Source organism: Alphaproteobacteria bacterium, from assembly GCA_030680745.1.
Lineage (GTDB): Bacteria > Pseudomonadota > Alphaproteobacteria > JAUXUR01 > JAUXUR01 > JAUXUR01.
The window spans coordinates 1-15,584 of sequence record JAUXUR010000066.1; the positions used below are offsets into that span (position 1 = coordinate 1).

Sequence of the window (15,584 nt, forward strand, 5' to 3'; positions counted from 1 at the left end):
GGAGAGGTCGCGACCAAAGGGAGCGGGTGAGGGATATTTTGCAATTTTGGAGAGATGAGTATTTGTTTGGCAATGCTTAGATTATGGCATGATGGTGTTGCTCTTTGTAAACGCTTTAAATACCCCTCACCCGTCGCTGCGCGCCGACCTCTCCCACAAAGGGGAGAGGCAATTTTATTTTTCGTCCCGTAGATTGGGGGCTCTAGACATTGCCGCATAATCTACGTAGTTGCTGATTTAATGTATGGAAATTGTAATGGATAGAGTTGTAGTAATCACAGGTCCAACCTCTGGCGGTAAATCTGCATTAGCGCTTGATATGGCTTTGAAAGACAATGGTGTAATCATTAATGCAGATGCGTTGCAGCTTTATAAAGATTTGCCCATTTTAACGGCTTGTCCTAATGAGCATGAAAAAGAAAAGGTGCCACATAGACTTTACGAGGTTTTAGATCATACAGAACAATGTACAGCGGGTATTTGGGCTGGGCTTGCTGCAAAAGAAATTGAAACTGTTTTACATAATGGACAAAAACCCTATGTAGTGGGGGGGAGTGGTTTTTATTTAATGGCCTTGATTCAAGGTCTTTCTGAAATGCCAGATTCTGATCCTGAAATGCGTGTAAAACTAAAAGATGATCTTCAGATTTATGGTCTTGATTATATGTACAAACAATTGGAATTGTATGATCCTATTGTAGCTGCAAAATTACATCCTCATGATCAACAACGCATTATGCGTGGTTTGGAAGTTTATCAAACAACATTAAAACCACTTTCATATTGGCAAAGTCTGCCTAAGAAAACGTTTCCTTATACATTTGACGTGATTGTTTTATGTCCTGAAAGAGAAAAATTATATCAAAATTGCAATACGCGTTTTCTTAAAATGTTGGATATGGGTGCGATTGATGAAGTGAAAAACTTAATGCAACAAAATATAGCTGAAACAGCAAGTGTAACTCAGGCTCTTGGATATAAGGAGCTAAAATTATATATAGAAGGTGGTTTAACTTTAGGGGAGGCGATCGAATTAGCCCAAATAAAAACCCGACAATTTGCAAAACGTCAAACGACATGGTGTCGACATCAATTTACAAATGCGCATTGGATTGAACCTGTGTAAATGCACATATTAAATGAATTCGATATCTTTCAATCTTCGGGAAGTTCTATTCGAATATAATCAAGTTTCTTTGTACTGGGATTCTCAATTTCTAATTTTAAATGTCTGCAAGGTTTATATGCATCTTTTGGCAGATTAATAAAACAGTCGATATTTTCTTCACAAAATAAATTTTCTTGTTCTTTATCAAAAATATATAATTTCAAACGACGTAATTTTCTTAACAAATTACAATAAAATTTAATAGAATCACCATGAAAAATATTGAGTATATTATGTTTATAATATTCTGCAATAAAATAGTTTTCATTTTTTACTTCTTTGACAAAAAACATCATACAGATAGGTCCATCTAATATTGCTTCTATTGCATTGGTTACAATAATAGAGTCAATCCATAATCCATTTTTCAAAACAACTAAGTTTTTATTTTCTTCATCATACATATAGGTGAATTCAGGCGGATGATTCTGAGATTGTTGTTTTTCAAAAAGATAATCATCTTTATATTGATCAGAAAATGAAGCGTTATTTGTAAGGAATACAAACATAAAAACTAAACAATGTACAATATTGAGTCGCAATTCAAGATTCTCTTAAATTATTTCAGATGGTTACGGATTCACCATATTTAAATCACTGAAATATAAAGTCAAGGCAAAATTATACGCTTAGAGCGATTCATAATCTTGCCTTTTTAGAACATAAAATTATTGAGCCCATTCTATTGATGTTCCGCGTTTGCGTAATTTTTCGTCAATCCAATTTTTACTCATGGCAATAGGTGCAAAATAGGTTTTATTAGGTATTTGATAATCAGCGCCAAAAAGCATAGCATATTGATTGTCAGGCATTTGTTGTAATGATACGTGGGTATGAGAAGAGTTTACACCTTTTACGACGAAACGCTCATTTTCATTTAAAAGCAAAGCACCGCCTGAGTCACCTTGAACGACTGCGACAGGATCAATGATCTCTGTGTAATCTGAAGGATACAAAAACAAAGTTTCTGAATGACCTTTTGGATAAGGTTGAATTGAAGCAAACGCAGATTTTTGTTCATCAAAAGATATTTTGATGTTCCCTGTTTGTCTTTTCATAAATTTAAATGCATCTAACGGTTTATTTTCCTGCAAGCTGTTAGTTAAAAGTAAATTATTTAAAGCCATAAACTTTTCATCTTTATGTTCAAGTGTACTGACATCATTTGATTGTATTTTATTGTTGGTAGCCATAAATCCACAAGCAATTAATTTTGCTTCTGCTTCGATTGCTGGTACTGGTTCAGATGCTGAAAGATTTGCAAAAACATCAAGGCCTTCAATTGCTTCGTTTAAAAAAACAAGGGCTGTATCATATTGTGGTTGCGCAGTCGCACCAATTTCACTTTCAAGCAAAGTTCTGTTTGATTCAATATCTTCTGTAAAGCCGATATCTTTAATTAATGAATTCGGAGGATTTACATATGATGGATGAATAACCCAATGTGCGGTATATTTTTTTCCTTTTATAAATAATTCAGTTTGGAATCCAGAAGTTTTTAGTCTTTTAGATTTTGCCTTATTTTTGACGTTTTCATTAATTTCATGAGCACAAGTAAGAAGTACATTTGGTTGAATGGCAATAAAAGAATGATACATAATATTTTGTACTATTCCCTCTTTAAATGTTGCAATTCCAGGTAAAACATAGGGGAAATCTTTTTGTATCTCAGCTTCCATTTCTATTGTTCTATCACTAAATGGCTTTCCATCTATTAAAACGTGACGCATCGCAAAAGAAGCATTTATAAAAGAAGACAAAATAATTGTAAGTGACAGAAACGATTTAATTTTAGTCATTTTTTAATCCTTAATGTACAAAATTTAAATTATATTAATTATCATACAAAAAAAATAAAAAAACAAGTAAAAAATGTGTTAAAGTTTAATAGAAGCAATCAGAAATTCTTTATTTCCATTGGATCCTAAAATAGGACTTTCTGTAACACCCAAAATTTTCCAATTTTGTGTTTCAAGCCAAGTAGAAACATCTTGAACTGATTTTTCGTGTAAATCGGGTTCTCTTACAATCCCACCTTTACCCACAAAACCTTTGCCGACTTCAAATTGGGGTTTAATAAGCGCTACAAGCCACGCATCTTTTTGCGCAAAAGTTAAGGGTGTTTCAAGTACTTTGATAAGACTTATAAAGCTTGTGTCACAAACGATAACATCAACTTTTTCAGGGATTTCAACACTTGTTAAGGCGCGTGCATTCATACGTTCAATATTGATAACGCGCGAATCGTCTTGTAATGAGAAATCAAGTTGGTCATGCCCAACATCAATGGCATAAACTTTAGAAGCGCCTTTTTCAAGCAAGACTTGTGTAAAACCACCTGTTGAAGCACCAACATCCATACATATTTTGTCTTCAGGTGATAGATTGAAAAATTGCAACGCATAATCAAGCTTTAATCCCCCACGGGATACCCAAGAATGTGTCTCCCCTTTATAGTCCAAAATCGTATCGGCAGGAAAAAGTTCTCCCCCTTTTTCGATGCGGACATCACCATGAAATATATGGCCATCTTTGATAAAGGCTTGGGCCTTGCTTCTGTTTTCTGCAATGCCCAATGTTACTAAAAGATGATCGGCACGCACTTTTTCGCGAATTTTTATCTTTAGTTTTTGGGGTGGTTTTGGTCTTAATGGTGTTTTAAATTTAAACATTAAATATCTTTCAAAATTGATGCTAACGACCTATTTATCGACGTTTTTCAAGGTTTGCGAGAATCATTAGACATCTCACATGAAAATTAACATTTTTATTTTTTTTATGCTACAAATTTAACTTATTTTAAAAGTGTAATTTTCAAACGGGTATATATTTTTATCTATCTTTATTACATAAAATAATAAAGTTAAAATATGTATTTTGTTTTGAATAGAATTGAAATTAATATTGATATACTGTATGTTATGTGGTATAAGTAATTTTTTTTATTATAATTTGGTGTGTTATGTTTCGTTTTTCAATATCTTTCGTATTGTTTTCATTTGTTTTTTTTCAATCAGTTTTTGCAGGTTTTTATGAAGGTGTTAACCTTTACGAGCAACAAAAATATCGTGAGGCCTATCAAGAATTATATCCATTAAAAGGGGGTAATATTTATGCTCATCCTTATATTTTAGATCTATATAAAAATCATGCAGGTGCAATTGATGGACGAAGCATGCCATTGTCTTCTGATGATTTGATTTATTTAACCGAGACATCTTCTTTGCCTGCAAAGGGTAATTTAGCAGCTTCTAAGATTTATATAAAAATCTCTAATAAGCTTAAAGCGCATAAAGGGAAGAAAAAAGTAAATACAAAAAGTGATCAAAAAGAACTTGAAGCTTTAAGAATTGAAAAGATATCGAGAGCTCAATATCTTACAGGAAAGCTTACTTTCGAAAATAAGATCGAATCTAAAGATCTTTTTTTATCGATAAAAGACCCATTATACAGAAAAGATGTAACGATTCATAATTATTATTTTACAGCGTCAAGTAATGGTGACATTGACGCTATAAAAGCTTTTATGTATAAAATTGAGTTAATAAAAAATGCAAGGAAAAAAGAACAATTTAAAAATGATGTTTATGGATCAATGAATCCAGGTGTCGGTGAAAAATATTTTAATAATTTTTCTCTTATGAACAAGTTGATATGTAAAAATGACGACATAAATTCTATTGCTTCCGTTTATACATTGCTACTGAGACTTGAAAAAAATGGTAAGGATCCATCTTTTTATTTGAGTGCCCTTCTTAAAGCGGCTTCATGGGGAAGTGAAGAGGCGCAACTTAAAATAGTTAATTTATTGTTTGTGTCATCTTGTGAAGATGAGACGTTGAATCCATTTAAATATATGAAAACGCTGGAAGAGAATATTCTTCAAATTAATTTAACGGTAAATACTTCAGATCACTTAATAACGTTGCTTCATTTTTTAGCATATAAAAATCATTCTAAAATGCAATTTTATTTAGCGATGCTTTATGATCCAAAAAACGAACATTGCACATTTCGTAAATCTGAATTAGACGCTGCAAATATGCAAAACAATAAATATGCGCACACAATCAATATAAATACAAATAATGAAAAAGCTTATTTTTGGTATGATCAAGCATCTAATAATGGATTCTTGGATGCTAAATGTCTTTGTGCAATTCGTTTATATAAAGATCTTTATGATGAAACTCAAAAACCATTGCTAAATCTTATGAAATTGGCAGAACAGAGTGAAAAACTTGTATCAATGTGTTATGACGTTTTTTTTAATATTTCTGATCACAATTCAATTGATAAAGAAGCATTTAAAGGCATTATTTTAAGAAAATGCTTTGATATATATATTAGACTTTTTAGTTATTTAAATATAAATGCACAACAAAAACTCTTTGAAATCATTCGAAAAGGTTCTGAAGGTGAGATCGATGAAGTGCATTGCAATGAAATTATGGCTGAAGCACATTTGAAAGAATTATGTAATTATAAAAAAGATTTTCATAAAATTATTCAATATTATACAAAAATAGCATCTAAGTCCGAAATTGCAGGTAAAAACTTAGCATATATTTATATGTTTGGGGATGTTGGTTTTAATGTTACGCAACAATCAAAAAAAACAGCAGAAAAAATTTGTTTGGATTTGTTAGAACGCCCTGAGTTTAAAGATGATGCAGATTTAATGTATAAATTAGCCGTATTATATGATGAACTTTATGAGTCTGTTGAAGAAGGATATAATCCTGAAAAAGCATTGTATTATTTGCTAAAAGCAGCACGTTTTGGTAATTTAGATGCTATGACTGCGATTGGCATGAAGTATTTTATGTCTCAAGATAATTATTTCGATTACTATAAGCAGCAGATTAATGAAGATGAAGCTTTTAACTATCTTAAAAACGCTCATGATGCAGGTGTTGCACAGGCAAGTTTTATTTACTCTATGTTAATGATGTCGGGTTATTCAAAAACTGTTCCTAAAGATCTAAAAAAATCTCATCACATTCTTAATGATCTTTCTAGTAAAGATGAGGGTGAGGCATCTGATAATGCTAAACTTATGCTTGGTTTTTTTGAGGCGCCAGAACAGATTGATTCTTTAAATTCAGATTCTGCTTTAATAGTATCGGAGCAACCTTACGAAGTATCTAAAGCGGATAGTGAGTTTAAAGAAACAATTCAGTCCATAATGACAGAAATAGAACAACATCCTGATCAATCTGAAGAGATATCATCGGACTCAGATAATGAAGATGATTCTGTTGAAAATCCAACCATAATTATAGAAACTCCAACAGATTTGGACGCGTATCAAGATATTGATCCTGCTGCAATTCATAGAGCACATCAAGCTCGAAAAATAGCTATATCTACTGAAGATGAGCCCGAAGTTAATAATGGGCAAATTGTAGTGCAATCTGAAAAAAAGCTCAAAAAAAAGAAAGAGCAAAAATTGCTTGATAAATTTAAAGGTTCTTATGTATCAAAAGCATCTCATGCACAATTTATGCGTCTTATGAATGTGTTAGGTAAGGAATATAAAACAAAAATGACGCCATCGAAAGGATCAAATATTAATTTTGAGGTGGGTGATAATATTTTGAAGATGCATAAGCCAGCTCATTCAAACGTAGGTAGGATTGGGTTTGGGCGATCAAAAAGTATTAAGGATTTGTTAAGTAGCATTGAAGGTGATGACGTTAAATAAAGAAAGAGGCATCTTTTTTGTAAGATACTTCTTCTTTTGTTTTGAAATTATTTCAAAAACGTAACGATCTCTATCTTTTAAAAAGAATGTAACTACTCAGGGGGGGCAATTTAAACATCTGCTCTTCTTACTTCCCGCGGCCATATCACTGTATAAACCCCACCCTCTTCCTATGTCCCGCGACTTGTTCGCGGGATCCAGAAAGCGTTCAAAAAGTTCCGATAAAGGATTTTCTTTACACTTTTGCATCATGGATCCCGCGGACAAGCCGCGGGACGTAGGAGGAGGAATGGTAACCGTCCATTTATAGCGTTTTCAAGTCATTTGACTATAAATCAATGATCCAATGATTGAATGATATGCTCGCACATTTTTTTTGCATCACCAAAAAGCATCATTGTATTGGGTCTGAAGAAAAGCTCATTCTCGACACCGGCATAGCCTGACGCCATAGAACGTTTAACAAATAAAACAGTTTTTGCGCGATCAACATCCAAAATAGGCATCCCATAAATAGGGCTTTTGGGATCTGTTTTGGCTGCTGGATTTGTTACATCATTGGCCCCAATGACAAAAGCGACATCGCTCGATGCAAAGTCACGGTTGATTTCATCAAGTTCTAATACGTCGTCATAAGGTACATTTGCTTCAGCCAATAACACATTCATATGGCCTGGCATACGACCTGCGACTGGATGAATTGCGTAACGTACTTTAATGCCTTCTTTTTTAAGCATGTCGCCCATTTCGCGTAATGTATGCTGCGCTTGGGCGACAGCCATTCCATAGCCTGGGACGATAATAACTGAACCTGCATTTTTTAAAATAAAAGCAGCATCTTCGGCACTTCCTGATTTGACGGGTTTATCCGCATTAGAACCTGCAGCTTGTGTAGATCCGCCAGAATCACCACCGAATCCGCCCAAAAGAACGTTGAGGATTGATCTGTTCATGCCCTTACACATGATATAGCTAAGGATGGCACCAGATGAACCTACAAGCGCGCCTGTGATGATTAGTAGGTTATTTGTGAGCGTAAATCCAATGCCGCAGGCGGCCCAGCCTGAGTATGAATTAAGCATGGATACAACCACAGGCATATCGGCGCCACCAATAGGCATGATCAGTAATAAACCAAGTGCAAATCCAACGAGTGCTATTGCCCAAAAAACAAAAGAATTTGGAACAATGGTGAAAAGAATGATAAGGCCTAAAAGTGAAAGTCCTAAAAGCGCATTTAATTTATGTTGTCCACTAAAAATAAGAGGATTGCTAGAAAGCAAGCCTTGTAATTTGCCAAAAGCAATGATTGATCCTGTAAAGGTAATGGCACCGATTGCGGACCCTAAACTCATTTCGATAAGGCTAGATGCGTGGATATGACCGATTTCGCCAATGCCATAAACATGTGGGGCATAATATGCTGCAGCTGCAACGCAAACGGCCGCTATACCTACGAGAGAATGAAAAGCTGCCATTAATTGCGGTAAAGATGTCATTTGAAGTCTTTTGGCGATAATGGCACCAATGCCACCTCCAACAGCGATTCCACCAATAATCAGGATGTAGGAGGAAATGGAATGACTGAAAACGGTTGTAAGAATCGCGATAAGCATCCCAGCCATGCCGAACATATTGCCTTGTCGGGCTGAATCAGGGGAGGATAATCCACGTAATGCCATGATAAAACAAATAGCTGAAACGAGGTATAAAATTACTGAAATTGATGAAGCCATAATCGTTTCCTATTGCTTTTTCTTAAACATGTCGAGCATGCGTTGCGTGATAATAAATCCGCCGAAAATATTAACCGATGCCAAAACGATCGCGATAAAACCAAAGAGTTTAGAAGTACCCATGAGGTCAGGTCCCATTGCGATGAGTGCGCCTACAATGATCACGCTCGAAATAGCATTAGTGACCGCCATTAACGGCGAATGCAAAGCGGGCGTCACACGCCAAACAACATAATAACCAACGAAGCATGCAAGGATAAAAACAGTTAAGCCCAATAAAAACGGACTTGTTGTTTGATTTTCCATGGGTATTTGCTGCGCTTGCATCAATAAAGATTTCACTTCGCCTGATAGATTTTGCGTTTCTTCGGATAGAGTTGATAATTTTTCAATGATATCTTTGATGCTCATGCGCTTAATCTTCCTTCAAAAGAGGTTTTGTCGTCTTTGTCATGATCTGCATTTGTATTATCTTCATTTGTGGGGGCTGGTGGTAATATTTCAGCCTCAACAGCTTTTGATTCATCGTTTTTCGTTGAATTTTTTGGATTTGGACCGCCAAAATCTGGATGAATTACGTTGTGCTGATGTGTCATAAGCGTCGCTTGAATAATAGGATCTTCTAAATCTATTTTAAGATTTTTAGCTTCTTTGTCCCATAGAAGTTCAACAAAATGATATAAATTACGTGCATAAAGACGGCTGGCATCTGATGCTAATCGACCAGGTACATTCAGATGTCCCATAATTTTAACATGATGTTTATGAACAATTTTGCCTGCTTCGCTTATAACGCAATTGCCACCACGTTCAACAGCTAAATCAACGATCACACTACCGGGTTTCATGTTTTTGACCATATCTTCAGTCACAAGAATTGGCGCTGGTTTGCCAGGGATAAGGGCTGTGCATATGACGATATCAATATTTTTTAAGACATCGGCAACTTTTTGCATTTGACGCTTTTTATAATCGTCGCTCATTTCTTTAGCATAACCGCCTGATGTTTCTGCAGATTCAACAGGTGCTTCAACCTCAACAAAAGAAGCGCCAAGGCTTTCAACTTGTTCTTTTGCAATGGGTCTTACGTCAAAAGCGGAGACAATCGCCCCTAATCTTTTTGCGGTTGCAATCGCTTGTAAGCCCGCAACACCTGCGCCAAGTACAAGAACACGTGCTGGTGGAATGGTGCCAGCGGCCGTCATCATCATGGGGAAAGCGCGTCCAAATTCTGACGCTGCATCTAAAACAGCTTTGTAACCTGCGAGATTACTTTGGGATGACAGCACATCCATGGATTGCGCCCGGCTAATGCGTGGGATAAGTTCTAAGCTAAAGCTTGTAATGTCTGATTTAGCATAATCTACAAATTGATTAATATCCGCGTAAGGATCTAAAAGGCCAAGGAGCGTCGCATTTTTTTTATAGAAGGCGACTTCGGAAGCAGAATTTGTATCCAAAAGGGGTGATCTTACATGCAGAATAAGATCCGCATTTTCAAGAGTTTCTTTTGGCGTGGCTTTGATTTCAGCGCCAAATTTTACATAATCTTCATCTAAAAATTGAGATTTAAGACCTGCATCTTTTTCTATACAAACAGAAAACCCTAATGATAAATATTTTTTGACAGTTTCGGGAGAAACAGCAACGCGTGTTTCATTAAACCCACGCTCTTTGAGAATCGCAATTCGCATAAATCACCTTTTCAGATCATGCATTTATAAACTAGGCAATAATAAAGTGAGTTGTTCAGAATTGCAAGTTTAGCTTATAAGGTTTTGTTTTGGTCGATATCTTGATTTTATGGTTATGTCTTAGTAGGTTTGAAATAACTATCTAAAATATATGGAGAAAACAAACATGAAGTTTAAAATATCATTACTTGCACTATTGGTACTCATAAATTGGAGCATAAATGTTGCAGAAGCCGGGAAAACAAAATTTGATGCTGAAAATGTTGCTGAGGAGAAAGATGTTAAGAAAATTAAAACAGAGGATACCTATGAAGATGATATAGGTGAAAAAAAAGAGAATGTTAACAATAATATTTTTGCTATAGAAGATCCTGTTGTTGAGCGGCAAAAAATAATTGCGCAGGTTTCACAGGAAGCTAATATAAATTTATTGAATTGCTTTACTTATGGCAAAGATGAGTGTCCAGATGATTTATATGATTATTTATGTTTAAATGGTGCAAATGCTGATAATGAAGATCCTTCTTATGAAGAAATAGATAGATTTGAATTATTTAGTTTTACTGGTTTTATAATGGATGATTTGAAATCGCATCATAGTAACTATATTAAATATTTTCCTTGGATTAAAACGCTTTATTATGAACCAGGGTTAAAAAATGATGATTTTTTATCTAAAAACAATGAAATATTAGAATCTTTGTTTTCTAATTTGAAACAACTGGAAATATTAAAAACAATGTTGCTTTCTGTTTATTTAAAAGAAGGTAAGCAGAATTTAATTTTACCTGATAATGTTTTGTTAATGAAAAATCTTGAACATCTTGAAATTCAATACGCAAATTTAAGTGATGAGGAGATATCAAAAATTGCACAATTGAAAAAACTTAAGCGTCTTTATTTAGGTAGTAGTAAAATGAGTGCGAAGGGTATAAAAGAATTAGCGTATCATCTTAAGGATCTTATGTATCTTGATATTTCGTCGCATGAATTGGATGAAGAAGGTATACAAGAAATTAAGAATTTTAAAAATTTGATTAATCTTGTAATGCCACGAAATAAAATAAACGTTGATGAGGTCATAAAAATTTTCGAAAATCTTCCAGATCTAAGATATTTTGATTCTAATATTGGAACATTTGAATTAGACAAGACAAAAGAAGAAATTTATGAGGATAATAAGCCAACTTATGCCACTAAAATTTCTGAATCATTCTATCGAATTCATCTGGGTGATACTCCAGAAAATCCAGAAAATTATCATCTATTGGATGGTGGATTTAATAGACTAGAGCCTGAACAAAAAGAATTGTTGATTGATACATGGTTTAAGACAAGGCGTTCAAACGTTCAATTGTTAGAAAATAATTCTTAATAACGTGACGTGATGTGCAGCTACTAAAAGAGTGACTGCACATGTTTTAAAATTAAATATGATTGAAATACTTTAATATGCATCTTCTGGATCATATTCTTCTGATTCAAAGCCATTTGTTTCATCGATATCTGAATCACTCAGATCAGCCCAAACAGGCATATGTTTTTGATCATCAGAATCATATTCATCTGTGTCATATGCAGGCCAATTATAATTCCCCCATTCATCATCAGGATCTAAGATAGGTTTTATATTTGGTGCATTATTAAGTTCATCATTAATGCATTGACAAGGCAATTCAAATAAACAACATATAAAAATTTCTTTTAAAGCAGAACTCGCCTTATAATTTTCAATTTTCCAATTACAATGATCTTCTGATGACACTTTATAAACAGCAACATCTTTTTTGAATTCTTTAAGTTTTTTATGTAGCAACATTGTTTGGTTGTACGAAACCGTATCATCTTTGTCAGGTGAGATAATGAGCAATGGTACAGAAATGTTTTGTACATAATGAATGGGGGAATTTTTTTGAGATTCTTCTTTAATTTTCTGATTTGATATCTTTTCGCGGCCAAAAACAATTTGTTTCCAATAATCTCTATTGTCATGTTTAACTAATAATTCATAATCGGCGTCGCCAGCACCTGTAATGCCTGCTTTGAAAAGATGTGGTTTTTGGGTGAGCATATTATAGGCGATTGTAGCACCATAAGAATAGCCGTGTATGGCAAGCTTATTTTGATCAATAACATTTTCTTTAATAAGCTGCAAAACAACATCTTCAATATCATTAACCATTTTATGGCTTATTTCGCCATAACAAGCTTCTTTGAATTGTTGACCAAATCCTTTTGATCCTCTGTAGTTAATTTGAATCGTACCGATGCCACGATCTGCCCAAATTTGTATATCATCCTCCCAACATAATTCATTACGTGAATGTGGCCCACCATGTACATCAACAATGAAGGGATGTGGGATGATGGCGTCATTTTTGAAAGCATTTTTAGGAAGTGTGATATAGCAATGGAGATCTAATCCATCACGTGATTTAAACGTTCTGGGTATTTTGAGGCTTGAGATTTCGTCAATTTTTTGGCGTTCTGGGAAAAGTTTTAATTTTTTGACCGAGAATAATTTTTTTGGATTTCTTAAAAAATCATACAATTGATAAATGTTTGATGGTGTGTTTATTTTAAAGTGATAATAATAGGATGCTTCTTTAAATATATTGCATTGTAGTAAAAATTTTAATTTATTTTTGGTGAATGTGCTTGTTGTATAGGATGTTAAATTGAGATTGTTAAATAAAGTAACTATAGGTTGAAATGTTGGATTGTTTGTGTGCATTAAAGGTCTAAGAACATTTGTTATGTAAAAATATGTATCTTTAAATTGGCTTAAATCAGGAAATATATTTTTTAAAAATTTTTCTATTTCGCTAAAATGGATAAAATCAACAATATCAGCTTTGGGGTGAGAGGCTAATAAGGTTGTTTTATTTGAAGAAATATCATATGAAAAGACTTCTTTAAAATTATTTTTACATTTTATAAAATGCAATATGTTCTGGTTGTCGGATAGATTTAAGATTTTAATATCATTGCCTATAAATTTATGTATTTTGTTCCATAATTCGCCATTTTTTATCCAAATGTGTTTTTTATTATTATTTTTAGGGGATGTTGTTGTTGCGGCTTTGATTTGAAGAGAATCATCAATTAATAAGTTAGGGTATCCATTGATAAAATCTGTTTCTTTGGTAAATGTATTATTCATAATGTTGAAGCGGTATATTTCGTAAGGTGTGTTTTTGATTAGCTTTTTTTGTATTTTTAATTTATCGGAAATGTCTATTTCGTCACTTAATAATTTATTTATTTCGGTGTACAAATATATCGCTTTTGGTGAATTTTTATTTATTTTTTCTTCTTTTTTATACTCATTCCTAAGAATATCTATTTTGTTTTTTATAAGATTGCACTCAGTTTGTTGAACGTAATAAATATATCTTTCATTATCGATGTGAATTTTTTTTTCACACAAAATTAGTATTTCTTCATTGTTTAAATTTTTAATATAATAATTAGAAAATATTAAATTTTGATCATCGATTGTAATGCGTGAAACAGCGTTTGTTTTAAGGTCAATTTTAAAAATCTGTTCATTATTTTCTTCAATGTTTTTTAATGTTCGCCAAAATATAATATATTGATCATTTCCTACAAAAGAAATGGATGAAAAATAATCATGATTAATTTCATTTTGTAGGTCAGTTAAATCTATTTCATGCTGAATGTTTAGTGTATTTTCTGTTGATTTTTTAATATTAATGACGATGATTTTATCATAATTTTCACTAAAACGCGTGATTAATTTTCCATTATTACTAATTTTAGGTATGTTTGTTTTGTCTTGAATAACATTTGCATAATCATGAATTTTTTCTCTTTTAATGAGAGCGGATGACGTGTGAATATTAAAAAAACAAAAAGATATAACAAGGCATAATAATAAGCGCATAATTTTTTCCTAAATAAAAATATATATAATTTAATAATGGATTATTTGTAGCATAATTTTAATAAAATTTAAAGGTTTTTATGTTTTTTGTATTTGTAATAGAAATAATATATTGATTATAAGGAATTTCTGTCGTCTTGGATTACTCAAGATTTAAGGTTAACGTTTTTGTTTGTGTTCGTGTAATTCATAAATCTTCGTTAAGGCTAAGTTTGTGTAAAATGCGTCGCAATGCCTTTCACTTTGATATTTGGGGTTCCTATGGATAAGAAGTAGGACATAGAAGGAAGGGCTGAAGGCTGAAATGCCAACAACCCCTTATAGATTTATTTTTTCTTTTCAACAGCACCACGTTTAACATAGCTGCCCATTTGCTCTAAAATAGACATTTCATGTCCTGCAGTGGGCGTATATCTACGTGCTGGTGTGATTTTAATTAGATCTTCTTTTGTGAGCTGTGCGAATTTATCAACATAACCATCCTCATTGAAATGAATGGCATACCCTTTGAAATCAACAAGCACAGGGTTTAAAAATGAGGTTTTGCTTGTTTTGCGGCCTACATAATACCAAATATTGCCGTCAAAAGGGGATTCATTGGAAGGTGAGCCTAAAAGCTCTTCCACATCATTTTTGTTATGTTTTGATATTTCAATTTGTTTCACTTGCTCTTCAGTTATATATTTGCCATGAACGTCAATTTTTGATACACATCCTGAAAGCGTAAGAATGGCTGAAAGTGCAAGTGGGGCAAAAAGAGCAAGTAACGTAATCTTTTTCATCAAGAATCCTAAAAAGTTTATAAGGTTAAACAAATGTCCATATTCAGTCTGTTTCAAAACAGATATAAGAAGCCTGCCTATAGTATTTACCAGCGATTGGTTGAACAAGCAAGATCACCGTGGTTTTATGAGACATTAAAAATTGAAGATTCTATCAAAGGGCGCTTCGAACTTATTTTAATTCATGCATTTTTGGTTTTGCATCGATTGAAAAAACATAAAAAATTAGGGCAAAATTTGTTTGATCTTCTTTTTTACGATCTTGATCGTTCTATTCGAGAATTAGGTGTTGGTGATTTAAGTGTTGGCAAAAAAATTAAATCTTTTGCAGAGCTTTTTTATGCGCGGATTGAATGCTATGAAAAAGGTTTACATGATTTAGATTTTTTAAAACAATCTTTTGTAAGTTTTTTTGAAAAATCAGCATTGGATTCTTTAAAATTAGATGATTTGGCATTATATATGACACGTCAGGTTGAGATTTTAACCAAGATAAGTGATACTGATCTTATTAAGGGTAAAATTGTTTTTGAGGATTTGTTGAAAGATCTCTCGAAAGCCGCCTAACATATTAAGATCTTGTGATTTTT

At 33.2% G+C, this 15,584-nt stretch carries 12 protein-coding genes; 4 read left to right on the forward strand and 8 right to left on the reverse strand.

Features of this window, described 5'->3' with window-relative positions; genetic code table 11:
* Nucleotides 1–256 precede the first annotated feature (256 nt).
* Nucleotides 257–1,126: a tRNA (adenosine(37)-N6)-dimethylallyltransferase MiaA gene (gene miaA / locus Q8L85_07600; GenBank protein MDP1724550.1), complete on the forward strand. Its 870-nt coding sequence runs from the start codon at nt 257–259 to the stop codon at nt 1,124–1,126.
* Nucleotides 1,127–1,155: 29 nt separating this feature from the next.
* On the opposite strand, the gene Q8L85_07605 is transcribed toward miaA, so the two are convergent.
* The 3 genes from Q8L85_07605 to Q8L85_07615 all read right to left on the reverse strand — a co-directional run bounded on the left by Q8L85_07605 (nt 1,156) and on the right by Q8L85_07615 (nt 3,840).
* Nucleotides 1,156–1,677 (reverse strand): hypothetical protein, encoded by a 522-nt coding sequence (locus Q8L85_07605; GenBank protein ID MDP1724551.1) that lies wholly within the window; start codon nt 1,675–1,677, stop codon nt 1,156–1,158.
* 159 nt (nt 1,678–1,836) lie between these two features.
* The gene (locus Q8L85_07610) at nt 1,837–2,967 is read right to left on the reverse strand and encodes a hypothetical protein (GenBank protein ID MDP1724552.1); all 1,131 of its coding nucleotides are present in this window, start codon (nt 2,965–2,967) and stop codon (nt 1,837–1,839) included.
* A 78-nt stretch (nt 2,968–3,045) separates the two neighbouring features.
* Complete coding sequence (locus Q8L85_07615; protein MDP1724553.1) at nt 3,046–3,840, reverse strand: TlyA family RNA methyltransferase; 795 nt, start codon at nt 3,838–3,840, stop codon at nt 3,046–3,048.
* A 290-nt stretch (nt 3,841–4,130) separates the two neighbouring features.
* Between Q8L85_07615 and Q8L85_07620 the strand changes: the two genes are divergently transcribed.
* Nucleotides 4,131–6,875 carry a tetratricopeptide repeat protein gene (locus tag Q8L85_07620; GenBank protein MDP1724554.1) on the forward strand — a complete coding sequence of 915 codons (2,745 nt, stop codon included), beginning with the start codon at nt 4,131–4,133 and terminating at the stop codon, nt 6,873–6,875.
* Nucleotides 6,876–7,210: 335 nt separating this feature from the next.
* Here Q8L85_07620 and Q8L85_07625 read toward each other — a convergent pair whose 3' ends face one another.
* Genes Q8L85_07625 through Q8L85_07635 form a run of 3 tightly spaced genes read right to left on the reverse strand, consistent with a single transcriptional unit; the run spans nt 7,211 to nt 10,305 of the window.
* Complete coding sequence (locus Q8L85_07625) at nt 7,211–8,611, reverse strand: NAD(P)(+) transhydrogenase (Re/Si-specific) subunit beta (GenBank protein MDP1724555.1); 1,401 nt, start codon at nt 8,609–8,611, stop codon at nt 7,211–7,213.
* Nucleotides 8,612–8,620: 9 nt separating this feature from the next.
* On the reverse strand, nt 8,621–9,022 hold the full coding sequence (locus Q8L85_07630) for an NAD(P) transhydrogenase subunit alpha (protein ID MDP1724556.1): 402 nt from the start codon (nt 9,020–9,022) through the stop codon (nt 8,621–8,623).
* Entirely contained in the window at nt 9,019–10,305 is a 1,287-nt protein-coding gene (locus Q8L85_07635) for a Re/Si-specific NAD(P)(+) transhydrogenase subunit alpha (GenBank protein MDP1724557.1), read from the reverse strand. Before Q8L85_07635 ends, Q8L85_07630 begins: the two co-directional genes overlap by 4 nt.
* Nucleotides 10,306–10,471: 166 nt before the next feature.
* Here Q8L85_07635 and Q8L85_07640 point away from each other — a divergent pair, with 166 nt between their 5' ends.
* Nucleotides 10,472–11,680: a hypothetical protein gene (locus Q8L85_07640; protein ID MDP1724558.1), complete on the forward strand. Its 1,209-nt coding sequence runs from the start codon at nt 10,472–10,474 to the stop codon at nt 11,678–11,680.
* Nucleotides 11,681–11,752: 72 nt separating this feature from the next.
* Here the strand turns inward: Q8L85_07640 and Q8L85_07645 are convergent, their stop codons facing one another.
* Both Q8L85_07645 and bamE read right to left on the reverse strand, forming a co-directional pair.
* Nucleotides 11,753–14,212 (reverse strand): prolyl oligopeptidase family serine peptidase, encoded by a 2,460-nt coding sequence (locus tag Q8L85_07645; GenBank protein MDP1724559.1) that lies wholly within the window; start codon nt 14,210–14,212, stop codon nt 11,753–11,755.
* Nucleotides 14,213–14,538: 326 nt separating this feature from the next.
* Nucleotides 14,539–14,994, reverse strand: coding sequence for an outer membrane protein assembly factor BamE (bamE, locus tag Q8L85_07650; protein MDP1724560.1), 456 nt, complete (start codon nt 14,992–14,994; stop codon nt 14,539–14,541).
* Nucleotides 14,995–15,027: 33 nt separating this feature from the next.
* Here bamE and Q8L85_07655 point away from each other — a divergent pair, with 33 nt between their 5' ends.
* Nucleotides 15,028–15,561: a ubiquinol-cytochrome C chaperone family protein gene (locus tag Q8L85_07655; protein MDP1724561.1), complete on the forward strand. Its 534-nt coding sequence runs from the start codon at nt 15,028–15,030 to the stop codon at nt 15,559–15,561.
* The last annotated feature ends 23 nt before the right edge of the window (nt 15,562–15,584 follow it).